24 protein-coding genes and 1 pseudogene are annotated in these 22,357 nt (G+C 57.9%); 14 read left to right on the top strand and 11 right to left on the bottom strand.

The window, feature by feature from the left end; translation table 11 throughout:
- Positions 1-112 precede the first annotated feature (112 nt).
- From ALO80_RS17740 to ALO80_RS17730, 3 genes are all read left to right on the top strand, one after another.
- Entirely contained in the window at positions 113-646 is a 534-nt protein-coding gene (locus tag ALO80_RS17740; RefSeq protein WP_055009941.1) for a glycoside hydrolase family 19 protein, read from the top strand.
- Positions 647-739: 93 nt separating this feature from the next.
- Positions 740-919, top strand: a complete 180-nt coding sequence (locus ALO80_RS17735) for a hypothetical protein (protein ID WP_055009974.1) — start codon at positions 740-742, stop codon at positions 917-919.
- Positions 916-2,157 carry an SGNH/GDSL hydrolase family protein gene (locus ALO80_RS17730; protein WP_055009940.1) on the top strand — a complete coding sequence of 414 codons (1,242 nt, stop codon included), beginning with the start codon at positions 916-918 and terminating at the stop codon, positions 2,155-2,157. The genes ALO80_RS17735 and ALO80_RS17730 overlap by 4 nt, the downstream gene beginning before the upstream one ends.
- Before the next feature lie 109 nt (positions 2,158-2,266).
- Here ALO80_RS17730 and ALO80_RS17725 read toward each other — a convergent pair whose 3' ends face one another.
- Together ALO80_RS17725 and ALO80_RS17720 are read right to left on the bottom strand one after the other, a co-directional pair.
- Positions 2,267-2,908: a hypothetical protein gene (locus ALO80_RS17725; RefSeq protein WP_055009939.1), complete on the bottom strand. Its 642-nt coding sequence runs from the start codon at positions 2,906-2,908 to the stop codon at positions 2,267-2,269.
- Positions 2,877-3,824, bottom strand: coding sequence for a DNA-processing protein DprA (locus ALO80_RS17720; protein ID WP_083493316.1), 948 nt, complete (start codon positions 3,822-3,824; stop codon positions 2,877-2,879). The genes ALO80_RS17725 and ALO80_RS17720 overlap by 32 nt, the downstream gene beginning before the upstream one ends.
- A 237-nt stretch (positions 3,825-4,061) precedes the next feature.
- Between ALO80_RS17720 and ALO80_RS30895 the strand changes: the two are divergent.
- Positions 4,062-4,222, top strand: a pseudogene (locus ALO80_RS30895) (DUF2514 family protein); the annotation flags it as partial.
- Here ALO80_RS30895 and ALO80_RS17710 read toward each other — a convergent pair.
- From ALO80_RS17710 to ALO80_RS17675, 8 genes are all read right to left on the bottom strand, one after another.
- The gene (locus ALO80_RS17710) at positions 4,207-4,827 is read right to left on the bottom strand and encodes a hypothetical protein (RefSeq protein WP_083493319.1); all 621 of its coding nucleotides are present in this window, start codon (positions 4,825-4,827) and stop codon (positions 4,207-4,209) included. The pseudogene ALO80_RS30895 and the gene ALO80_RS17710 sit on opposite strands and share 16 nt — an antisense overlap.
- Before the next feature lie 322 nt (positions 4,828-5,149).
- The gene (locus ALO80_RS17705; protein ID WP_083493315.1) at positions 5,150-8,230 is read right to left on the bottom strand and encodes a transporter substrate-binding domain-containing protein; all 3,081 of its coding nucleotides are present in this window, start codon (positions 8,228-8,230) and stop codon (positions 5,150-5,152) included.
- Positions 8,231-8,238: 8 nt separating this feature from the next.
- Positions 8,239-8,865 carry a response regulator transcription factor gene (locus ALO80_RS17700; protein WP_054985406.1) on the bottom strand — a complete coding sequence of 209 codons (627 nt, stop codon included), beginning with the start codon at positions 8,863-8,865 and terminating at the stop codon, positions 8,239-8,241.
- A 357-nt stretch (positions 8,866-9,222) separates the two neighbouring features.
- A complete protein-coding gene (locus ALO80_RS17695; protein WP_054985407.1) occupies positions 9,223-9,615 on the bottom strand; it encodes a response regulator in 393 nt (130 codons plus the stop codon).
- A 251-nt stretch (positions 9,616-9,866) separates the two neighbouring features.
- Entirely contained in the window at positions 9,867-11,198 is a 1,332-nt protein-coding gene (locus ALO80_RS17690) for a deoxyguanosinetriphosphate triphosphohydrolase (protein WP_055009935.1), read from the bottom strand.
- A 172-nt stretch (positions 11,199-11,370) separates the two neighbouring features.
- Positions 11,371-11,727 carry a hypothetical protein gene (locus ALO80_RS17685; protein ID WP_002553116.1) on the bottom strand — a complete coding sequence of 119 codons (357 nt, stop codon included), beginning with the start codon at positions 11,725-11,727 and terminating at the stop codon, positions 11,371-11,373.
- The gene (locus ALO80_RS17680) at positions 11,724-12,116 is read right to left on the bottom strand and encodes a phage holin family protein (protein WP_002553117.1); all 393 of its coding nucleotides are present in this window, start codon (positions 12,114-12,116) and stop codon (positions 11,724-11,726) included. Before ALO80_RS17680 ends, ALO80_RS17685 begins: the two co-directional genes overlap by 4 nt.
- Positions 12,117-12,120: 4 nt before the next feature.
- The gene (locus ALO80_RS17675) at positions 12,121-12,435 is read right to left on the bottom strand and encodes a DUF883 family protein (protein WP_002553118.1); all 315 of its coding nucleotides are present in this window, start codon (positions 12,433-12,435) and stop codon (positions 12,121-12,123) included.
- 66 nt (positions 12,436-12,501) lie between these two features.
- On the opposite strand from ALO80_RS17675, the gene ALO80_RS32210 reads away from it, so the two are divergent.
- The 9 genes from ALO80_RS32210 (at position 12,502) to pcaC (ending at position 19,685) form a co-directional block, all read left to right on the top strand.
- Entirely contained in the window at positions 12,502-12,633 is a 132-nt protein-coding gene (locus ALO80_RS32210; protein ID WP_259641121.1) for a hypothetical protein, read from the top strand.
- Positions 12,634-12,676: 43 nt separating this feature from the next.
- Complete coding sequence (locus tag ALO80_RS17670; protein WP_055009934.1) at positions 12,677-13,747, top strand: acyltransferase family protein; 1,071 nt, start codon at positions 12,677-12,679, stop codon at positions 13,745-13,747.
- A gap of 55 nt (positions 13,748-13,802) precedes the next feature.
- Positions 13,803-14,045, top strand: a complete 243-nt coding sequence (locus ALO80_RS17665; protein WP_055009933.1) for a glutaredoxin family protein — start codon at positions 13,803-13,805, stop codon at positions 14,043-14,045.
- A 36-nt stretch (positions 14,046-14,081) separates the two neighbouring features.
- Positions 14,082-15,011: a pca operon transcription factor PcaQ gene (gene pcaQ, locus ALO80_RS17660; protein ID WP_055009932.1), complete on the top strand. Its 930-nt coding sequence runs from the start codon at positions 14,082-14,084 to the stop codon at positions 15,009-15,011.
- 128 nt (positions 15,012-15,139) lie between these two features.
- Entirely contained in the window at positions 15,140-15,859 is a 720-nt protein-coding gene (gene pcaH / locus ALO80_RS17655) for a protocatechuate 3,4-dioxygenase subunit beta (RefSeq protein ID WP_003366939.1), read from the top strand.
- A gap of 11 nt (positions 15,860-15,870) precedes the next feature.
- Positions 15,871-16,473, top strand: coding sequence for a protocatechuate 3,4-dioxygenase subunit alpha (gene pcaG / locus ALO80_RS17650; RefSeq protein ID WP_055009931.1), 603 nt, complete (start codon positions 15,871-15,873; stop codon positions 16,471-16,473).
- Between the two features lie 81 nt (positions 16,474-16,554).
- On the top strand, positions 16,555-17,904 hold the full coding sequence (locus tag ALO80_RS17645; protein WP_055006458.1) for an MFS transporter: 1,350 nt from the start codon (positions 16,555-16,557) through the stop codon (positions 17,902-17,904).
- Between the two features lie 24 nt (positions 17,905-17,928).
- The gene (locus tag ALO80_RS17640) at positions 17,929-19,290 is read left to right on the top strand and encodes a 3-carboxy-cis,cis-muconate cycloisomerase (protein WP_055009930.1); all 1,362 of its coding nucleotides are present in this window, start codon (positions 17,929-17,931) and stop codon (positions 19,288-19,290) included.
- Complete coding sequence (pcaC, locus tag ALO80_RS17635; RefSeq protein WP_054985416.1) at positions 19,287-19,685, top strand: 4-carboxymuconolactone decarboxylase; 399 nt, start codon at positions 19,287-19,289, stop codon at positions 19,683-19,685. The genes ALO80_RS17640 and pcaC overlap by 4 nt, the downstream gene beginning before the upstream one ends.
- A gap of 62 nt (positions 19,686-19,747) precedes the next feature.
- On the opposite strand, the gene ALO80_RS17630 is transcribed toward pcaC, so the two are convergent.
- Positions 19,748-21,004 (bottom strand): OprD family porin, encoded by a 1,257-nt coding sequence (locus tag ALO80_RS17630; protein ID WP_055009929.1) that lies wholly within the window; start codon positions 21,002-21,004, stop codon positions 19,748-19,750.
- 246 nt (positions 21,005-21,250) lie between these two features.
- Here ALO80_RS17630 and ALO80_RS17625 point away from each other — a divergent pair, with 246 nt between their 5' ends.
- Positions 21,251-22,138, top strand: a complete 888-nt coding sequence (locus tag ALO80_RS17625) for a DMT family transporter (RefSeq protein WP_054985418.1) — start codon at positions 21,251-21,253, stop codon at positions 22,136-22,138.
- Positions 22,139-22,357 lie beyond the last annotated feature (219 nt).

Here is a 22,357-nt window from a genome sequence, read left to right as displayed (position 1 = left end):
CAAGCATCCACGAAATACAAAAATAATTGGTTCGATATTTTCCAGAATATCTGAAGTATGCATGAACATTTTAGCTTGCCTTTTTCTTATTTTAGACCGGAGATAAACACGCATGCCCATTAAATCTCAGCAACTGCTGCAGATCCTCCCGAGCGCCGGCCAGAAAGCCGGCGTTTTTGCACCCGTCCTCAACACAGCGATGAGCAAGTACCAGATCGTGACGCCGCTACGCATCGCGGCCTTCATCGCCCAGGTCGGTCATGAGTCCGGTCAACTGCGTTACGTCCGCGAGATTTGGGGGCCGACTACGCAGCAGTTGGGGTACGAGGGGCGCAAAGACCTGGGCAATACCGTGCCGGGCGATGGCTCCAAATACCGTGGGCGCGGCCTGATCCAGATCACCGGGCGGGCGAACTACGCCGAGTGCGCCGAGGCGCTGGGGCTGGACCTGATCAACCATCCCGAATTGCTCGAGCTGCCGCAGCACGCTGCAATGTCGGCGGCGTGGTTCTGGCACCGGGCCGCGCTCAATACGCTGGCCGACAAGGGCGACTTCTTGACCATCACCCGACGCATCAACGGTGGCACCAATGGCCTGGCTGATCGGCAAGAGCTGTACGCCCGGGCATTGAAGGTGCTGGCGTAAACACAGACACCCCTCAACCAATCCATTTCAGGCCATAGGCCGCTGGGGAATGCTTTGCAGACAGTGACGAAACAAGAAACCTATGACCGCACCATGAAAGTGACGCTGGCCGTGAAGGCGAACGGCGGATCGGTGTCAGTCCAGATTCAGGCCGGTGATAGCTGGATCAATACCGACACGTTCTGGAAAGACGGCGGCTATCAGCTGAGCATTCCGCCAGCGACAATCCGCTATGTGCCAACCGGTGGCGCGGCATTTGAGGTGTACGCATGAGCCTGCTGATTAACCCAACCCAGCGTCGCCAACTGATCCGCCGAGGCATGGGGCTGCTCGGCGACAGCTTCTCGGGAAACTGCCACACCATAGCGGCGACGGCCTTCGGTACTGAGGCGTATGGCTACGCGGCCTGGATCGCGGCGCGCACCGGCCTGTTCCCGAGCTACGTCGACAATCAAGGCAAGGTAGGCGACCACACCGGGCAGTTTCTCGCCCGGTTACCGGCCTGCATTGCGTCGTCGACGGCCGATCTGTGGCTGTTGTTGTCCCGCACCAACGACAGCACCACGGCAGGTATGAGCCTGGCCGACACGAAAGCCAACGTGATGAAGATCGTCACGGCGTTCATGAACACGCCCGGCAAGTACCTGATCGTCGGCACCGGCACGCCGCGCTTCGGAAGCAGGGCGCTGACCGGGCAGGCGCTGGCGGATGCGATCGCTTACAAAGACTGGGTGTTGAGCTACGTCAGCCAGTTCGTGCCGGTCGTGAATATCTGGGACGGCTTCATAGAGGCAATGACCGTTGAAGGCCTGCACCCGAATCTCCTGGGTGCCGAGTTCATCAGTTTGCGGGTGGTGCCGATCATCACCGCCAACTTCGAATTCCCCGGCATCCCGCTGCCTACGGATGCTGGCGACATTTACTCGGCCATTCGCCCGTTCGGCTGCCTCAATGCCAACCCGCTGATGGCGGGCACTGGCGGCACACTCCCGGCTGGCGTGAACGCCGTGGCCGGCTCGGTTCTGGCGGACGGCTACAAGGCCGTTGGCTCAGGCCTGACCGGGATCACCACGCGGTGGTACAAGGAGCCTGCCGCCTATGGTGAGGCTCAGTGCATCGAGCTGCGTGGCAACATGGCGGCGGGCGGCTACATCTACATGCAACCCACGGCCAACGTGGTACAGACCAACCTGGCGGCCGGCGACGTTATCGAAATGGTGTCGGCGGTGGAAATCACGGGTTCGTCGCGCGGCATTCTGGCCTGGGAGGCTGAGTTGACCATCACCAGGACGGTCAACGGCGCGTCGTCCACGTTTTACTATCGGTCGATGGACAAGTACCAAGAGCCGTTCACCATGCCGGCCAGCTTTTCCGGAGCATTGGAAACGCAGCGCGGCACGATTGACCTGAGTGAAACCGTAATCACCTCGCGCATGGGCCTGTACCTGGCAGCAGGCGTGTTGCAGAACTCAGTGGTGAAGGTTTCTCAGTTCGGTATCCGAAAAGTTTAATTCCCACTCACCGGTAGCGCTAAAGTCGGCTTGAAAATGGGTGCGCAGGCACGCATAAAATCCAAGCAAAAGAGAAGCGATGGCGGGGGATAGAGGTTGCCGGGATTCTCTACAAAGAGTTTAGTAGCTCGTCGAGTTCACTGGGCACCCACACGGTCTTTGCCAAGAAGATTCCGATCACGTGTTGTACGTCTGGCACTTTCTGAAGAACTCTTTTAGCTGCGGTGTATGACGCGCCAAGAGTAATGACATCGTCCAGAATCACCACCCGTGATTTCAGAGGGACAGATAGAAACGCGGGATCTAGCCCAAGCGTCTCTAATAGCTCATCAGGGGATTTGCGAAGTCCCTCATGCTGGCTTTCCCTCAGTTCGGTTTGAATGAGCACCGGTCGAATGTCCAAGCTCGGATACTTGGCCAGAAGCTTCTGTAGGATTTTCAACATTCTGTCATCGTAGTCGGGATGACCAACTGGTTTGGAGCAAGGCATGGGAACAAAGGTGGTATTAGAGGCTGCAGCAGCCAAGTCAAGCGATCCAAGAATCATGGTCGCCCAATAGTCAATGGCCTTTGATTTGTAGTAGAGAACCTTGTCTGTTGAGGTGGGCTTGCTCTTAAGATTCCAAATTTGTTGATTTGTAGTGCCTGCTTTGAAGCCACCCCCGGATGTGTACTCTCCGTAGTGATAGCAATGATCGTCATCGGCGAGATGATAGCGTTCATCGTTGTCCAGCCTGGTCAGTCTTGTCATCCGTGAGCATTCCAATGATATCAGTTACGTTTTTGACCCTGATCGCGCCAAGCTTTTCAAATCGTGAAGGCCAAGTTAAATCGTCCCGTCTAAAGCAGCTATCCAGAATGAAAAGCTTTCGCTTCTGCGCAAGAGCAGCTCGAGCCTGCACCAGCGTGCCGGAGGTGTTGCCAGCTTCAACAATAATGGTCGCGCTAGTCAGTGCAGACATGGTCACGTTTCGAGCAGGGAAGAAAAGCCTGTTCGTTTTAAAGTTTTGATCGCGATACCGGAGAAATGGTACCTGGGATATTACGAGGTGCTCATGAGCAATTAAGTCCTGGAGCTCACGGTTTTCTTTGGGGTAGTACTCGTTCAGAGGGGTACCAATTACGGCAATTGTATTGCCCCCTGCCTGCAGGGCGGCAGTGTGCGCAGCCGTGTCAATTCCTTTTGCCAACCCAGATACGATTGTGTACCCGTGCTTCACTAGCTTGTGCGCAATCAAGCCTGCGTTAAACGCACCTTCATCGGACGGAGAGCGAGTGCCAACAATTGCGACGGCGGGGGTGTCCACCAACTCCCAGTTGCCCTGGTAATAAAGCAACTGAACCGGATGGTCCGCGTCCCTCAGCTTCTGAGGGTACTCACCTGCCCCATGGACTCGTATCCCGGTTTTGGCTAATTGATCACTCCCTATCTCGCTCATGAGCCTTTCATGAGCGACCTCGGCATTTCTTTCATCTACCAAATCGGATGGGATCGCGCCGGGATTGTCTCTGAAGAGGTTGGCTAAATTGGCAAACCAAGCCCCTTGATTCAGCCACAAGGATTCATAGGCGCAAATCTCCTCAAGCGGCACGATAGGCCGCGACTTGAAGAGTTTTAGGGGAGTAGATCTTGAAATCATAGGTGCTTTGTCTATCGCAATATGCATCAGGGCATTCCTTCGCAAGGTCTGGATCGATGCGGTTCAGGCGCAACTCAGAAATCTGTCACACGTCCCTTGGTGTGACCTTGAATGTACGCGATGGGTCACCTCGCGTCATTATAAATGGTGCATTAAACGCACGTTGGATGGTGTTCTACCTGAGAATAACCTCGGAAGTGAAGGTGACTTGGCAACTACGGATCGATGGCATGGGCTCAAATGGCGAGCAAAAGTTGCAAATGAGGCAGGGCAGCCGTCCGTGCCGCGATGGTTACCTGCTCGGCAGGGCTGACGCGCGAGCAAGAGAGCTGGCAAAGGCTTATGGCCAGTCCCGAATAGCCGGGATGGCGTGTAACCGCTTTGCCGATGAGCTATTCAACAACACCAATCAAGCAGGGCCGTAGCCATGAGGCCGCTTGTTCGGGCACTGCGGGTCTTCGATAAAGCCTCGTCCGTCGCAGTGCGTGCAATCGTCACGCACTGCAAATCCATCCAGGCAGTGAAGACATCTGATAAATATCGAGTAGCTATGACGCTCCCATAGCGAAACGTAGGCCTTGAAGTCGCCTTGGTCGAGGGCTACCGCTGAGGCGTCGACGAGCGCTCGATATTGATCCTCATCGCTCAGGCGTTGGTAGCTCACACCGTTGATCTGCCTCGATTGCTCAACCAGTGTCAGCGTCTGGCCGGTTTCGGTATAGATGTAGCGACCCTCGAGCACGCCGTATTTCTTGTAGTTCCTCATAATGAGATCGTTTTTCTCATCGAGAAAAGCGAAGTGGGCGGCGTGATAGGGCGACTGATCGGCCTCATGAAGCACGTATCGTGAGTTCAGCAGGCTGCCAACCACAATGCCGCCCTCGTTGTAGGCCAGATAGTCAGACGCCTGGTGCCTCCATTCATGGTTGCCTTCCTCGGTGAAGTGGCAGAAGGCAGCGCTGGCCAGTTCGAAGAGCTCAAAGCGCTCCAATGGATCGACCAGCCCGCCAGCCTGCATGTCTTCGGCCATGCGCGCCAGAAACCGGTATGTGATTGCAGGGTTCGTCCATTGCCTCCTGTCGTTGAGCCTTTTGTGCCATTCGGCCAAGGCGTCTGAGCTATCGCTCTCGTTCATGGGGGTGATTCTCAATTGCTGTATGTATATACAGTAGTTGAGTGATTAGGATTTGGGGAGTGGTGTTCGTCGGCAGAACGCCGGGAGAGGGATAGTTGCATGTGCTTTCCTTTTAAATCTTCTCCAAAACGCAACCATAAACATCTGATTTCATTGGGATAGTAAAGGTGGGAAAGCGCGGTTAAAAATATAGCTCTTTTCTATATAACTATTTGATTTAAATAGGATATTTGGGGTTCATTGGGGCATTCCAATCGGCGACCACCAGGTCAAATGTGTCGGTCTTCCAGCGCTCAAGCCCTTGTGCGCCGTTTTCGGCCATTTCGCAGTGATGGCCGAGAAAGCCGAGCTGCTGGCAGAGTAGCAGCCGGTTGGCAGGATGGTCGTCGACGATCAGGATCCTGAGCGTCCGATGAGCCACGGCGGCCGGTGGCGCAGCAACGGGCTGTCCGGTCAGCGGCTCAAGTGTGGTCAGCACCAGATTCATGCTGATCCGTGTGCCGTGGCCTGGCGTGCTGTCGAGCGAGAGGTCGCCGCCCATCATCATGCACAGACTGCGGCAGATCACCAGCCCCAGACCGGCACCGGTGCGCGCCATCTGTCCGCTGTTGTCAGCCTGGGCGAAGGGTTCGAACAAGCGCTGCTGGTCCTCGCTGCTGATCCCGATGCCGCTGTCCTGAACGGTAATGTGCAGGTGCAGCATTTGCGGGTCCGGACTCTCGGCGGCCTGCAGGCCGATCCTGATGCGCCCCATCGGGGTGAACTTGATCGCGTTGCTCACCAGGTTGGACAGTATCTGCTTGAAACGCAGCGGGTCGATCAGTACATCGGCGTTGATCCTGCTGTCCAGCTCCAACACCAGATCGAGGTCCTTCTGGCGGGCCAGGCCGTCGAATACCCTGAGTACCGACTCCACCAGTTGACGCAGGTTGGCGCGCTCCGGATTCAGCGACAGCCTTCCCGATTCGATGCGCGCGATATCGAGAATGTCGCCGATCAGGTCCAGCAGATCGTTGGCCGAACTGTAGGCGACTTCGATGGCAGAACGGTCCAGCTCGCCATGATCGGCACGTTTGAGCGCCAGTTCGAGCATTCCGATCACCGCATTCATGGGCGTGCGGATTTCATGGCTCATGGTGGCAAGAAACGTGCTTTTGGCCCGACTGGCGGCGTCAGCCTGTTCCTTGGCGGCCTGCAGGTCTTCAATGAGCTGGCGTCGCTCGCTGATATCGATCCAGCCGCCAATGATGCCCTGTACCTCGCCCAGCGAGTCCCGAAAGGGCAGGATCCAGTGGTAGATGGTCAATTGCCGGTCGCCAATGTGCAGCGGACGGTCAAGGATCAGTGCGGTATTGCTGGCCATGACGCGTTGATAGTCGGCAGCGTATTCCCGCGCTTCGAAGGCATTGCCCAGTACCCCTTCGGTGGCACTCTTGCCGATGATGTCTTCGCGTTGTGCTGAGAAGACTCTGAGGTAGCTGTCATTGCACATGCGCAGCGTGCCTTCGCGATCCCGCACGTAAATTGGATGAGGCGTACCTTCGACCAGCGCCCGCATGAATTCGAACTGATCGCCCAAGGCCCGCTCCGCTGCCTCGCGTTGACGGATCTGCCGCCGCATCCAGGCATTCCAGGCCAGCAGGCCGAGCAGCAAGAGGCCTGCACCGATCAGAATCTGATAGATCAGACGCTCGTAGTCATGCCAGTTGGCACTTGAAGGGGTGTACACTCGCCACCGATTATTGATCGCTGCCAGATCCTGCGGGGCAATGCTCGATAGCGCTTTGTCTAGAATAGAGCTCAGCTCGATGGCGTTGCGTGAGGTTGCCATTGAGATCAGTGCCGGATCCTCACCAATGGTGGCGGTCATCTGCAGGCGCTCTTCAAAGATGCCGGAAGACAGAAAGTAGTCTGCGCTGAGCAGCGAGATGACTGCGCCTTCCGTTCTGCCCAGCGACAGCATGTCCAGCGCCTGGAACGGGTTGTCGATTTCCAGTGGCACGACTCTCGGGTATTTGCGGCGCAGCCAGTCCAGCATCGGACTGCCCTGGGTAATTGCCAGGCGCTTGCCGTCCATCTGTTCCAGGTAGCTGGGCGAGCCTTGATCCTTGCGGGTGACCAGCACAAACGAGTTGTCGATATAGGGCCGGGTGAAGCTCAAGCGGTCCTCGCGCTCATCGCTGGACACCAGCGCGCCGATCATGTCCGCCCGGCCTTCGCCGACCTGGCTCAGCATGTCGGTCAGGCTGGGCGAGCGTTTGACGTCGAACCTGAGCCCGGTACGCAGGCGTACCAGTTCAAGCAGGTCAGCGGTTATGCCGCGAAAATTGCCCTTGGCATCGAAGAACGTCAGCGGAGCGTAGGCTTCGTTGACCACCACGCGTACGGTAGGGTGCTGAGCGATCCAGCGTTCCTCGCGTTGCGTCAGTTGCAGCTTCTGGTCAGTCAGCATCAGATCGCTGCCCGTGCTCCAGCGTCTGGAAATATTGATGCGCTCATCGACGGGGATCGCTTTCAGCGTCTGGTTGATGACCCCCAGCAGTTGTGTATTTCCATTACTGACAGCGAAGCTGAAGCCATTGGGCTCGTGCTTGCCGAAGTTCGACATCTGCACATTGTTCAGATAACCCTTGTTGATGATGTACTGGGTGGAAATCGTATCGCCCAGAAAGACATCGGCCTGATTGAAGGCCACAGCATTGATGGCGTTCTGAAATGAGGGATAGGTCTTGAGCGTTGCACCGGGGTACGTTGCCTCGACCTCTGCAGGCGGCAGGTAGTGATAGACCATGCTCAGGCGCATGCCTTTCAAGCCATCGTCCAGGGGGCGGGTTTCACCTACCCGGGTCACCAGCACGGGCTGGTCCACCGAGTAGGGCTGTGACAACCTGATATTGCGATCGACCGCTTCGAAACCGTTGGCAGTGCCCAGCAGGTCGACCTGGCCTGCGACCAGGGCCTTGATCGCAGCCTCGCGGTTTTCAAAGCGCTGGACCCTGATCGGCAAGTCCAGTGCGTCCGAAATGATGCCCGCGTAATCGGCAGTGATACCTTCATAATCGTTGCCCGAGATCGTGATGTCGAAGGGCGGATAATCGGGGTTCGAGGTGCCCAGAATAAGTTCGCGTTGACCGCGTACCCACTGCCATTGGCTGCCGTCCAGCTTCACATCCATGTGTGCAGGGCTCGAACGACCGAGCAGGGTGTATTGTTCGGCCGCATGGATACCGGACTGAACACCCCAGCCCATGCACAGGCCTGTGGCCAGTATTAATAATTGTCTGAAGCGCTTGGGCATCCGGTTTCTCACACTAGCGCGTTGCGTTTTGCCATCTCGATAAGTTCTACCAAGGTTCTGGTTTTCAGTTTTTGCATAAGTCGTGTTTTGTAAGTGCTGACGGTCTTGTTGCTGAGAAACATGCCCTTGGCTATTTCCTTGTTGGAGCGGCCTTGCGCAAATAATTGCAACACCATCAGTTCGCGATCATTGACCAACTTGAACAGTTCCAGCTCGTTCGTCTGTCCGTCTTCACGAACGGCACACGTCAATGCCTGACTGGGAAAGTAATTGTAGCCGGATAATACCGCTTTCACCGAACTGAGCAGTTCACTCAGGTCTTCCTGCTTGCAAACATAACCGGAAGCGCCGGATTGCATGCAGCGAATGGCAAACAGGTTGGGGGTTTGCGAGGTCAGCACCAGGATCTTGGAGGTCAGCCCCATGGTGTTGAAACGGGCCAGCACCTCAAGGCCGTCGAGCTTGGGAATGCTGATGTCGAGGATGATAAGGTCAGGCATGCATTCGCGAACCATTTGCATGGCGTCGACGCCATTATCGGTTTCGCCCACCACTACATAATTTTCGTTTTCCAGAAGCATTTTGACTGCCATCCGAATAACCGGATGGTCGTCGATGATAAAAACTGAGTTCATATTCCATTCCATAACAAGCGGTGAAGAAAGCGCGCACCTTAGCTCAGATGTTCGGGCAGGCACATAAAGAGACTTGCTCGGCAGGCGTATATAGGAAAAGTCCTACAATAATTAGCGTATCGGAGTACGTAAAAACCTACGTTGAACACAAACGTGTTTAAACGTTAACGCTTATGTCGGCGTGTGTTTGGTTATTGATGCACGGGTTGTTTATTACTTCCTGGAATCATCAGTCGTGTGCGTTGATGATTTCCTACGTGTCCGACTGTAAATTCACAATCGCCTCGGTCTTTCCATCAACGGGCATATTCATAGTTGCCGTGCGTTTCTAAAACCGTGTAGACAGGCCTTCCGACGTCAGTCAGCGCTGTGAGTCAGCAGTTGGATGAGGTCGGGGCCATGCAGGGGCTTGCTCAGGCAGCCGAGCAAGGGCAGATCTCGCTCACTGGCGAGCTGCTTCAGGGTTTCAAGCTGTACGTCGGGCAAACCGCTGAGAAGTATGGCTTGGCGCAGCAAGCCTTGACGGGCTGCCTCGTCGATCAGGTCCAGGCCTGACATGTCCGGCAGACACTGGTCGCATAGCAAAAGCCCGTAGGGCTCGGGGCTGCGCTGCATGGCGGCCATGGCTTCTGCGGCCGTAAGGGCGGGAGTCAGGAGGAAGTAGCCCTGATTGTTGAGCAGCACCTGAGTGGCGATCAATTGGAACGGATGATCCTCCACCAAGAGGATGCGCAGGCTGTGTGTGGACATGTGGTTTCCGGAAAGGCCCTGGCGAGGCGTTCAAACCCCGCAGGCAGCGTGCGGACTCGTCGGTTTCGCAAGCGGATGGATGGATGCGCCGGGGTGGCAGTTGAAGTGGCTGCAATTATTGAGGGATGCAAGAAAAGCTGCGATAGGACTCGTCTGACATGCATGTAGGGCGTGTCTGAGTTTTACGAGGTAATCACCTCTGACCAGTGTTGTACCTGCCTGCGCTCAGGTACAACACTGGTCGATCAGGGTCAGATCTGTCCGGAACGGCCGGTCATTTCCCGGGCCATTTCACTGGCGTAACTATCAGTCATCCCGGCAATGAAGTCGATCATGCGCAGGAAGGAGGCATGCAACGGTGCCTTGGGATCTGGCGCGCTGTTGCCCAGCAGGTCGAGGATGCGTCGGTGCTTGAAGGAAGGCGTTCTGCCACCGAACTGTTCAACCGCCGCACCGCAGAAAGCGTTGAGGAGGATTTCCAGTGTGGTATAGGCACCAATTTCATGCAGCGTCTTGCGCTTGTCCTGAAAGATTTTCTTGCGAGCCATGTCCTTGGCATTCAGCACACAACGTTTGGCTGGCCCATGCATATGCTCGACCAGATCCCCCGAAAGCGTACCGGCCAGCAGTGCATCCTGTTGCTCGACGAATGCTCTGGCGGCTGCGTTGGTCAGGTGCTCGATGGCCTTGCCTCGCAGAATGGCCAGCTTGCGCCGTCGTGAATCGCCCGGGCCCAGCTGCCGATAGGTTTCCGGAAGGTCATCGCCGACCAGCCCAAGCAAGAGCGACCCCACTTCCGCATACTCCAGCAGGTCCATCTCCAGACCGTCCTCCAGATCGATCAGCGCGTAACAGATGTCATCGGCGGCTTCCATCAGGTAGACCAGTGGATGGCGCGCCCAGCGCTGCTCTTCAAGCTGTGGCAAACCCAGCTTGCCGGCGATTTGCTCGAGGATCGGCAGCTCGCTCTGATAACAGCCGAACTTATGCTTTTTATAGCCCAGCGAGTCTGCGTGGCGAGCGGTCCACGGGTATTTGAGGTAGGTGCCCAGCGTGGCGTAGGTCAGGCGAGTGCCGCCATCGAACTGATGGTATTCCAGCTGCGTCAGCACCCGAAATCCCTGGGCATTGCCCTCGAAGTTGAGAAAGTCGTTGCGCTCGGTTTCGCTCATCGCGTCGAGCCAGCCACGTCCGGCGGCTTGATTGAACCAGTTGCGAATCGCATCTTCGCCCGAGTGGCCGAACGGAGGGTTGCCGATGTCATGCGCCAGGCAGGCGGACTGAATCACCATCCCCAGGTCGCTTGGATCGCACCAGTCGGGCAGGGCAGAGCGCAGGGTTTCACCAACACGCATGCCCAGTGAACGGCCGACGCAGCTGACTTCCAGAGAGTGGGTAAGGCGAGTATGGATATGATCGTTGCTGGACACCGGATGGACCTGGGTCTTGCGTCCCAGACGGCGAAAGGCACCGGAAAAAATGATTCGGTCATGGTCTTTGTGAAACGGACTGCGTCCCAGTTCTTCGGGGCTGTGCAGTGTTTTGCCAAGTCGTTCGCGGTTAAGCAGGGTTTGCCAATCCAAGGCGTTCACTCCGTCAGTAATAGTGGCCGTAGCTTCCCGGTTCGACACGTCTGTCGCAAGGCCTGAAGCGTCGACAGATGAAAACAGTCCCGCGGAAAAAATAAATGCCTGCACCGGCAGGCCGGGGCAGGCATTTGTCAAAGGCATGATTCACACGAACAGCCTGACCCAATCAGAGTCGGCGATTGCGATTCTGAATGGCACGACTCTGCATGGCGACTTTGATCAATGGCGTTAACGTGATGCCCAGCTTCAACAGACGACCCAGCAAGCTGGTACGGCCGGTCTTGGCGCGTTTGCCGCTCAGAAAGCCCAGCAGGGCAACCGAACCCACTCCCCAGAGTGGCGCGTGGCGAAAGCCGAGTGCGCTTTTCCAGTCGTGGCGGATTCCGCGGAAGCGTTGCAACGGCTGCAGCAGTTGCGTCGATTCGTGGCGGATCTCCTGGCGATGCATCTCCATGCGCAGGCGGATCAGTGCCTTGCGCAGTTCTCGACGTGTATTGCTCTGGTGCGACTTGGGTTCACTCATGGCATCAATCGCTCACGGTCGTTGGCCAGCTCTTCGAGGGTTGCGTGGAACGGTGAAGACTCGTCGAAAATGGCTGCCTTCAAGCGCAATCCGCAGAAGATGGCGGCGAGCAGGTAGAACGTGCACAGGCCTACGATACCTGCCAGACGGTAGCTGTCCCACAAGACGATCAACAGCAAGGCCGACAGACCGGTAAGCAGCAACAGGCCGAAAACCAGCGCCAGACCCGCGAACAGCAGCAGACTGACCGTTCGTGCCTTTTGCTCCTGCAGTTCGATACCGAACAGCTCGACGTGAGTGTGCAGCAGGCCAAGGAATGCAGCGCCGAGACGCCGCGGTGAAGAGCCCGGAGTTCCCTCGGGCGGTGCTGATTCCGTTCCCAGAGTCATGATGTTAGCGCCTTGTAGCCAGCAGGCCGATCAGAAAGCCGACACCTGCGGCGATACCGACTGACTGCCAGGGGTTGTTCTGAACGTAATCTTCGGTAGCGATCACAGCGGCCTCACCACGTTCGCGCAGCGAGTCTTCAGTGGTCTTCAGCGTTTCCTTGGCACGCAGCAGGCTTTCGCGAATCTGGGCACGCAGTTCATCGGCCTGATCACCTGCCAGAGACGCGGTATGCGCGAGCAGTTTCTCAGTGTCGGCAACCAGTACCTGGAAGTCGGCTCTCAGGATTTCCTGAGCATTCTGTGCGGTTTGGCGGGCCATGATTTTCTCCGTTTGGGTGGCATATGGATGTTTCGAGTACCGGTGATTCCTGAAGGTTCACTTCGATTGCCCTATCGTTCGATCGGGCTGGGCGGTGCCGCTGCACCTTACTCCAAAAGTATCGGTCAGGAAAAACCGCAACCTGTTGAAGATTGGGGTTCCGTATTTCTGGCCATTGGCTATGCTCCACACGCGTGACTGCATGCGTGGTGCGCGACAGGTGAGCTGAATGGAGAGAGGCATGGAGCGGCTGTATTCCCTGCAAGGGCTCAGGGGCGTAGCTGTCCTTGGTGTGGTCTTGTTTCACATGATGTCGGTAGAGAGCAAGTTTTCCGGTGGTGACATTCTGTTGCCGCCACTGCTCGATTTCTTCCAGTTGGGTGTCGATCTGTTTTTCGTCATCAGTGGCTTCGTGATGGTGATTGTCAGCCGTGGCCGGTTTCAGAGCGCAGGCGAGGCCCGGCGCTTTCTGTTCAATCGGGTGTCGCGGATCTACCCTACGTACTGGCTGTATTTTTTCATCACGCTGGCGGTCTATCTGGTGCAGCCCGGCATGGTCAACAGCGGGCACGGGTCGTCCAGTCTGATCATGTCTTTCCTGCTGTTGCCCAACGATAAAGTGCTGCTGGTGATGGTCGCCTGGTCGCTGCTGTTCGAGCTCTGGTTCTACGTCGTGTTTTCCGGTTTTCTGGTATTTCACGAGCGCAGCCTGCCGCTTTTGCTCGGCGGATGGGCGTTGATCATTACCGTATTCAACGCGGTGGCCGACTGGCAGGACTATTCCCCCGCACTGAAGATTATTCTGCACCCCTACGCCCTTGAATTCATTCTCGGCGCAGCGCTGGCCTTGTTCTTTTATGGTCGTCACAGTGCACGCGTGCCGACGGCTGCCGTCCTGGTTTCGCTAGGGATCGCACTGCTGCTGGCCGTGCCGCTTATCGGCTACTACCGGTTGTACGACAGTCAGGGCTTGTTGCGCATGCTCGCCGTCGGGGGGACGTTTGGCATGCTGGTACTGACCCTCGCCTTACTCGAGCGTCGTCGACAGCTGGTCGTGCCGAGGTTTCTGGTCTCTGTAGGCGATATGTCCTACACAATTTATCTGTCTCATCTGCTGGTACTGGGCGTGATCGGGCGGGTCTGGAGCCTGGTGGGTGCCTGGCCCGAAAGCTACCTGGACAACCTGTTCTTCGCACTGCTGATGATGACGGCAGCGGTGTGCTACGGCTGGGTCGGTTACCGTTGTTTCGAAAAGCCGGTGCTGGACCGCGCCAACGCGTTCAGCAAGACGCATTTCCGGGTGTCGACGTGATCACTGGGTGCGCCTAAAATAATTTTCGGTTGCAGATTGGCCGAGGATCATTTTCATGCCACCCGAATGTCAGCTGTTCAGCACCCTGGGATGCCCTCTTTGTGAGGTTGCCGAATCCGTTTTGTTGCCGTTTGCGATCGAACATGGCCTGCTGGTCGAGCTGGTGGAGATCTGCGAGGATGAGCAACTGTTCGAGCGTTACGAGTTGCGCGTTCCGGTGCTGCGCCGGGTCGACACCGGCGATGAACTGGATTGGCCTTTCGACGCCCCTCAAGTGGCATCCTTTCTCAGTCGTTGAGCTGCGTTTCTTTTTATTCCCCGGATCCGACACGTATTGAATATCGATACCCGCATCAAATTTCGCCATCTGGTCTGCTTTCTCGAGGTGGCCCGGCAGGGCAGTCTGGCGCGTGCGTCCGACGTCCTGGCGATCAGTCAGCCTGCATTGTCAAAAAGTCTCAAGGAACTGGAAAGCCTGCTGGCGACCACCTTGTTCGTGCGTAGCAAGAGCGGCGCGGCGCTTACCGAGGCTGGCGTGGCGTTCATGCGCTTCGCCGGGCCCAGCGTTCAGGCCCTGCGCGAGGGCGTAAGCAGCTTGCGCTCCGGGGAGCACGAAACCGTGACGGCAAGGCTGGGCGTGCTGTCCACGGCCGAAAGCCTTCTGGTTCCGGAGGTCGTCCATCGCCTGCACGAACGGCACCCGGCGTTGATCGTCAGCGTGATGACCGGCCCCAGTGCTTACTTGCTGTCGCAACTGAGGGTAGGGGAGCTGGACCTGGTGGTCGGGCGCATGACTGACAGTCCGCAGATTCAGGGGCTGACGTTCGAACATCTGTACAACGAGTCGATGACCCTGGTGGTACGTAGCGATCATCCGTTACTGGCCGCGCCGCTCAAGCCGGAAAGTCTGGGGCAGTTCCCGCTGGTACTGCCGCTTGCCGGTACGACTATCCGCAAGTTTGCCGACAGCCTGTTCGTGCAGTGCGGTATCCGCATGCCGCGTCAGCGCCTTGAAACACTTTCGCTTACGTTGAGCCGTCGCTATGTACAGTGCAGCGACGCGATCTGGATCGCCCCGCTGGATGCCGTGTCGCTGGAGTTGCAGGGTGGCACGCTGGTAGAGCTGGACATGGGAATTCGCGAGCCGGGTGGTTCTGTGGGCCTGTGCAGTAATCCGGCCTTGCCGCTGACGCGCGCAGCGCAATGGTGTGTGGATGAGTTACGAGGCGTCGGAGAGGCGTATCGCAAAGAGCAGTATCCATAACCATTCGGTTATGGATGGCGGGTTTTATTTCATTTCTCTGTAAGTATGAATCGCGCGACACTTCGCCGCAGCCTGTAGCGCAAGTGATCGACGCCTGCGCGCTAACTTATAAGAAAAAGGAGAATGCCATGTCTGCTGCGGACAATAGCCGCTTCGTCATCCGTGACCGAAACTGGCACCCCAAAGCGCTGACACCTGATTACAAGACCTCTATCCTGCGCTCGCCGCGCCAGGCTCTGGTCAGTATCCCGCAATCCATTTCCGAAACCACAGGCCCGGATTTCTCTCATTTGAAATTCGGCCAGCACGATAACGACCTGCTGCTCAATTTCAACAACGGTGGGCTGCCTATCGGTGAGCGTATCCTGCTGGCCGGGCGGGTCTGTGATCAGTACGGAAAGCCGATTCCGCATACGCTGGTAGAGATCTGGCAGGCCAACGCCGGTGGGCGTTATCGCCACAAGCGCGATGCCTATCTGGCACCCATCGATCCCAATTTCGGCGGTGTCGGACGTGCGTTGACCGACAGCGAAGGCAATTACAGCTTTCGCACTGTCAAGCCTGGCCCTTACCCGTGGCGCAACGGCCCCAACGATTGGCGTCCGGCGCACATTCATGTGTCGATCAGTGGGCCGTCGATTGCCACGCGCCTGATCACTCAGCTGTATTTCGAAGGCGATCCGTTGATTCCGATCTGCCCGATCGTCAAGGCCATTGCCAACCCGGACGCGGTGCAGAGTCTGATTGCCAGGCTCGATCTGGGAATGGGCAATCCGATGGATTGTCTGGCCTATCGCTTTGATATCGTGTTGCGCGGCCAGCGCAAGACTCATTTCGAAAACTGCTGAGGAGGCCCGACATGCCCGTTCAATTACTGCAGGAAACCCCTTCGCAAACCGCTGGCCCTTATGTGCATATCGGTCTCGCACCACAGGTGGCCGGCAATCCGACCCGCGAGCTGGAAATCTGGAACGAGATGGCCAGACCCGATGCGCCGGGTGAGCACATCGTGCTGGTCGGCAATGTTTTCGACGGCAACGGTCATTTGATCCGTGATGCGTATCTGGAATTCTGGCAAGCCGACCATCAGGGCGCGTATCACTGCGAGTTCGACCCTGAGCGGCCGTTCAACGGTTTCGGTCGTACGGCTACCACCGACGACGGCCAATGGATTCTGAAGACCATCAAGCCTGGCACGGTGCGCAATGCAGCTGGCGTGCCGATGGCTGCACACGTCAACGTTTCGCTGTTTGCCCGTGGCATCAACATACATCTGCAGACGCGGTTGTATTTCGACGACGAAGCGCAGGCCAATGCGCAGGACCCGGTGCTCAATCTGATTGAGCAGCCACCCCGTCGTGAAACACTGATTGCACGCCGCTGCACGCATGAAGGTCAAACGGCCTATCGTTTCGACATCCGTGTGCAGGGCGAGGGGGAGACGGTGTTTTTCGATTTCTGAATGATGTGCGTGCGTTTCACGGTGCCTGCATCGGCAGGCGACCCTATAAAAATAAGACCAAAAAAATAGAAGGACACCTCCATGACGCTTTCAGCCGGCAGGCCCGCGGCGGGCACGCTCGATGTTCAGGCTTTCATCAATGCGCAACCGTTGTCCGGGTATCAGTGGCGAGTGGTCGCCCTGTGTTTTCTGATCGTTTTTCTCGACGGCCTTGATACCGCCGCAATGGGGTTCATTGCACCGGCGCTCAGTCAGGATTGGGGTATCGATCGGGCCAGCCTGGGGCCGGTGATGAGCGCTGCGCTGATCGGCATGGTATTCGGCGCGCTGGGTTCCGGCCCGCTGGCCGACCGTTTCGGGCGCAAAGTGGTGCTGGTTGTCGCGGTGCTGCTGTTCGGTCTTTTCAGCCTGGCGTCTGCCTACAGCAGCAACATCGATCAACTGCTGGTTCTGCGCCTGCTGACCGGGCTGGGGCTTGGCGCAGCGATGCCCAATGCCACCACGTTGTTGTCGGAATACACACCCGAACGGCTCAAGTCGCTGCTGGTGACGAGCATGTTTTGCGGGTTCAATCTGGGCATGGCCTGTGGTGGTTTCGTGTCGGCCAAACTGATTCCCAGCATGGGTTGGCACAGCCTGCTGATGCTGGGCGGTATCCTGCCGTTGATACTGGCGCTGGTGCTGATGGTCTGGCTGCCGGAATCGGCGCGGTTTCTTGTGGTACGTAATCGCGGTGCAGAGCGGGTTCGCAAAGTGCTGGAGCCGATTGCGCCGAAGGCGTTGGCCGGCATCACCGATTTCAGTGTGCCCGAACAGAAAACGGTCAGTAGCCGCAATGTACTGAAAGTGATTTTCTCCGGCACCTACAGCGCGGGTACGTTGTTGCTGTGGCTCACGTATTTCATGGGGCTGGTCATCGTCTACCTGTTGACCAGTTGGCTGCCGACCCTGATGCGCGACAGCGGTGCGAGCATGGAGCAGTCGGCGTTCATTGGCGCGTTGTTCCAGTTCGGCGGAGTACTGAGTGCCGTGGGCGTCGGTTGGGCAATGGATCGTTACAACCCGCACAAGGTGATTGGCCTGGCCTACGCGCTGGCGGGTGTGTTCGCCTGGCTGGTCGGGCAAAGTCTGGGTAATGTCGCCTTGCTGGCTACCCTGGTGCTGCTGGCCGGCATGTGTATCAACGGCGCGCAGTCGGCAATGCCATCGCTGGCCGCGCGTTTCTACCCCACTCAGGGGCGCGCCACGGGAGTGTCATGGATGCTCGGGATCGGCCGTTTCGGTGCCATTCTCGGTGCCTGGGCCGGTGCCACGCTGCTGGGGCTGGGCTGGAGTTTCGAGCAGGTGCTGACGGCACTGGTGGTTCCGGCCGCCCTGGCCGCGATAGCGATCCTGATCAAGGGCTGGGTCAGTCATTCGGACGCCACCTGAAACCTTTCAATCTGGAGCGGTGATGTGAACAGAGCGAGCAATCAACTTTTCGATACCTACTTCACGCAAACCGGGATGCGTGAAATATTTTCGGATGAGGGCCGGGTACAAGGCATGCTCGATTTCGAAGCCGCGCTGGCGCGGGCGCAGGCACGAGTGGGGCTGATCCCGCCTGACGTAGTGGCCGACATCGAACGCAGCTGTCATGCCCGGTTGTTCGATTTCGGCGAGCTGGCGATCGCCATCGGCAGTGCTGGCAATTCGGCTATTCCGCTGGTCAAGGCGCTGGGCAGGCAGATTGCCACGCGCAGTGCCGAAGCCGAGCGATATGTGCACATGGGCGCGACCAGTCAGGATGTGATGGACAGCGGGCTGATCCTGCAATTGCGTCGAGCGATCGTTTTGCTGGAGCACGATCTGACCCGGCTGGCCGATGCGCTTGCAGTACAGGCGCAACGCCATGCCACCACGCCGCTGGCGGGACGCACCTGGCTGCAGCAGGCCACGCCGGTCACGCTGGGGATGAAAATTGCTGGCTGGCTGGGCGCTGTCACCCGCCATCGACAGCGTTTGCACGAGATCCAGCCGCGCCTGCTGTGCCTGCAGTTCGGTGGTGCTTCCGGCAGCCTGGCAGCGCTCGGCGATCAGGCGTTTTCGGTGGCGGAAGCGTTGGCGGGCGAATTGAACCTGCAATTGCCCGAGCAACCCTGGCACACCCAGCGTGACCGGCTGGTGGAGTTTGCCAGCCTACTGGGCATGATTGCTGGCAGTCTCGGTAAACTGGGGCGTGACGTCAGCCTGCTGATGCAGACTGAGGTAGGCGAGGTCTTTGAGCCTTCGGCACCCGGCAAGGGCGGATCTTCGACCATGCCGCACAAACGCAACCCGGTGGGTGCCGCAGTCATGATCAGCGCGGCCACCCGTGCACCAGGGCTGGTCGCTACGATGTTTGCGGCCATGCCCCAGGAGCACGAACGCAGTCTGGGCCTCTGGCACGCCGAGTGGGAGACCCTGCCGGAGTTGTGCTGCCTGGTGTCGGGCTCGCTGCAACAGGCGTTGCAGGTGATACCCGGGCTGGAGGTAGATGCCGAGCGCATGGGGCTCAATCTGCAATCCACCAAAGGCCTGGTGCTGGCCGAATCTGTGAGCATTGCGCTGGCCCAGCGTATCGGGCGTGACGCTGCTCATCATCTCGTAGAGCAATGTTGCCGTCGTGCGGTCGAGCAGGGGGCGCATTTGCGACACGTGCTCGGCGAAAACCCGCAGGTCTGTGAGCAATTTTCTTCCGACGAGCTGGATCGCCTGCTTGATCCGGCCCATTACCTTGGTCAGGCTCGACAGTGGGTTGAGCGCGCCGTGGCCGAACACACAAGGATTTCCCGATGACCGAAGACGAACGTTACGAAGCCGGCATGCACGTGCGCCGTGCGGTGCTGGGCGACGCGCATGTCGATAACAGCCTGAGCAAACTGACGCCGTTCAATGAAGAATTTCAGGAAATGATCACCCGCCACGCCTGGGGCGATATCTGGACACGCCCGGGGTTGCCGCGCCATACCCGCAGCCTGATCACTATCGCGATGTTGATCGGCATGAACCGCGAGGGCGAATTGCGCCTGCACTTGAAAGCCGCAAAAAACAACGGCGTGACCCGTGATGAGATCAAGGAAGTCTTGATGCAGAGCGCTATCTACTGCGGTATTCCGGCAGCCAACGCGACGTTTCACCTGGCCGAAGCGGTGTGGGATGAGATGGGCGTGGAGTCATTGAGCGAGCGCTGAAACAATCTTTTTGCGAAAGACACCGCCGTCACTCCATACGAGCCCGGCGGTGTTTTTTTGAATCAGAGCAACGACAGCGGGTAGCTGACGATCAGGCGATTCTCATCGAACTGGTTGGTGTTGTAGTCACGGCGCATGGTGGAGTTACGCCACTTGAGTGACAGGCTTTTGAACGCGCCACTCTGGAATACATAGGCCAGTTCGGTTTCCCGTGCCCACTCTTCGCCATCGGTGATTGCGCCAGTGTGTACATTGTCACCGCTGATGTAGCGGTTCATCAGGGTCAGGCCGGGTACGCCCAGAGCTGCGAAGTCGTAGTCATGGCGCAACTGCCAGGATTTCTCCCTCGCGTTGTCGAAGCTGGAGTTATAACTGTCGTTGGCCAGCGTACCGCCGCTGGTGCCGTTGACGCGCATCCAGGCGCTGTCACCGCTGACCTTCTGCAAGCCCAGGTAAAAAGTGTTGCCGCCGTACCGTGCCGAGAGCATCGCTGACCAGGTCTTGTTGTCCAGATCACCCGCCAGCGACTGACCGTCATCCTTGCCCTGGAAGTAGCCAAGGTTGGCCCCCAGCGTCCAGTTGCCCAGCGGCTGGCTGTGCAACAGGTTGAGGTATTGCTGGTGGTAGATGTCTTCAAGCTCGGCGTACCAGACCCCGATCTGGGTACGCTTTTCGTTGAAAACATATTCGCCGCCACCAAAGTTGAAACGGTCGGAGGTGAACGCCGTGCGGCCGTTCAGGGACATGTCTTCCATGCTGGCGTCGTTGCGTGGACTGTTGCCGCGGAACTGGCCGCCGTAGAGGGTCAGCCCGTCGATTTCTTTGGAGGTGATCTGTCCGCCCTGAAAGGTTTGCGGCAGTGATCGACCGTCATCGGAGCGCAGGATAGGCAGCACCGGCATCCACTCGCCGATCTTCAATTCGGTCTTCGAAAAACGCGCCTTGCCCGCCACGGCCAGTCGACCGAAGTCATCGGCAGGGCGTCCATCGCTGTGGATCGGCAACAACTGTGTGCCGCCCGTACCTTTGCCTCCGTCTAGCTTGAGTGAGTAGAGACCCAACGCATCCACGCCAAAGCCAACGGTGCCTTGGGTGAAACCGGAGCGGGCATCGAGGATGAAGTTCTGCGTCCACTCCTCGGCGTAGTTCTGCGCGTTGCCCGGGTCGACGAAGTTGCGGTTGATGTAGAAGTTGCGTAGGTTCAGATTGACCTTGGCGTCGTCGACGAATCCGGCAGCGTTGCCGCTGATGGGTGTCAAGTGTGCGGCAATGGCCGCAGACAGACCGCAAAGGAGTTTGCAGGAGGAATTGGCGCGCATGGAACAGACCTTTTTTGTAGTTATTGAGTCGTGTAGCTGGCTGCGATAGTGAAATGCCGAGGCACGGCCTGCAATTGCGAAACAGCTGTTTAGGGCGATTATCGAACGTTAATGAACTGGTTCGAACATTTTGTGCGGGACATTGCAAACGCGTGTGCGATGCTCTCTGATTGGTAAACATGGGTAGCGGGCTGTGGCGCTTTCGGCCACAGCGTCCGGCTGCCGACACTTCAACAAGGAAGCGCGATGAGCACTGCCAGCACGCCGTCGTCCGGCGTCAACCAGCCCCTCAAGGGTATTGGCTTCATCCTTCTGGCGACCTTTCTGTTCGCCAGTCACGACACACTGTCCAAGTACCTGTCCGGCTTCTATCCGATCATTCTGGTGGTCTGGGCGCGCTATCTGGTGCACACGTTGCTCATGGCCTGCATCTTCATGCCGTCGGCGGGGCTGCGCGTGCTGCGCACCAAGCGTCCCGGTCTGCAGGCATTGCGTGCGCTGGCGCTGTTGGGTACCAGCCTGCTGTTTACCAGCAGCCTGATGTTCATACCGCAGGCGGAGGCGACGGCGGTCAACTTTCTTGCGCCGTTGCTGGTCACGGCGTTGTCGGTGCCGCTGCTGCACGAGCGTGTAACGCGTGGGCAGTGGGTTGCAGTGGTTGTCGGGTTTATCGGAGTGATGATCATCATTCATCCGGGTGGCGAGCTGTTTACGCCAGCGATCCTGCTGCCGCTGTCGTCAGCCTTGTGTTTTGCGCTGTATCAACTCCTGACACGGCTGGTCAGCCCGTTCGACAGTCCCACCACCAGCAACTTTTTTGCAGGGCTGTTCAATACTCTGTTGATGAGTGCGCTGGTGCCGTTTTTCTGGGAAATGCCTGCGCTCAAGCACTTGCCGTTTCTGCTGGCGCTCGGTGCGTGCGGGATGTCTGCGCATTTGCTGCTGACCCAGGCCTTCCGCTTCGCCGCTCCGGCGATGCTTGCGCCTTTCAGTTATTGCCAGATCGTATTCGCCGGATTGCTGGGCTTCGTGGTGTTCGACCATATGCCGCCGCCGACCGCGCAGGCAGGTATTGCAATCATCTGCCTCAGCGGCCTTGCGGCGGCGTGGCAACAGCGCCGCAAGGGTGGGTAGCGTCTGACGCTGATGCCAATGTTCGGCTGGCATGTCGTTCCTGGCGCACTGCGTTGTAAGTCTTCGCTGCAGCATAATGTCATGTTGCGCCTGCAGGAGGCCGGCATACGTGTTTTTCGATCACGATGGCACTGACAACGCCAATTACGATGTAAGTGAGGGATCAGTGCCAAGACGAAGTCGGGCCGGAAACGGAGCTGGGACTTTGCTTACTTTGGT

It is taken from the genome of Pseudomonas caricapapayae (assembly GCF_001400735.1).
GTDB lineage: Bacteria > Pseudomonadota > Gammaproteobacteria > Pseudomonadales > Pseudomonadaceae > Aquipseudomonas > Aquipseudomonas caricapapayae.
The sequence above is the reverse complement of the archived record's forward strand: the minus strand, read 5'-3'. Positions and strand labels throughout refer to the sequence as shown.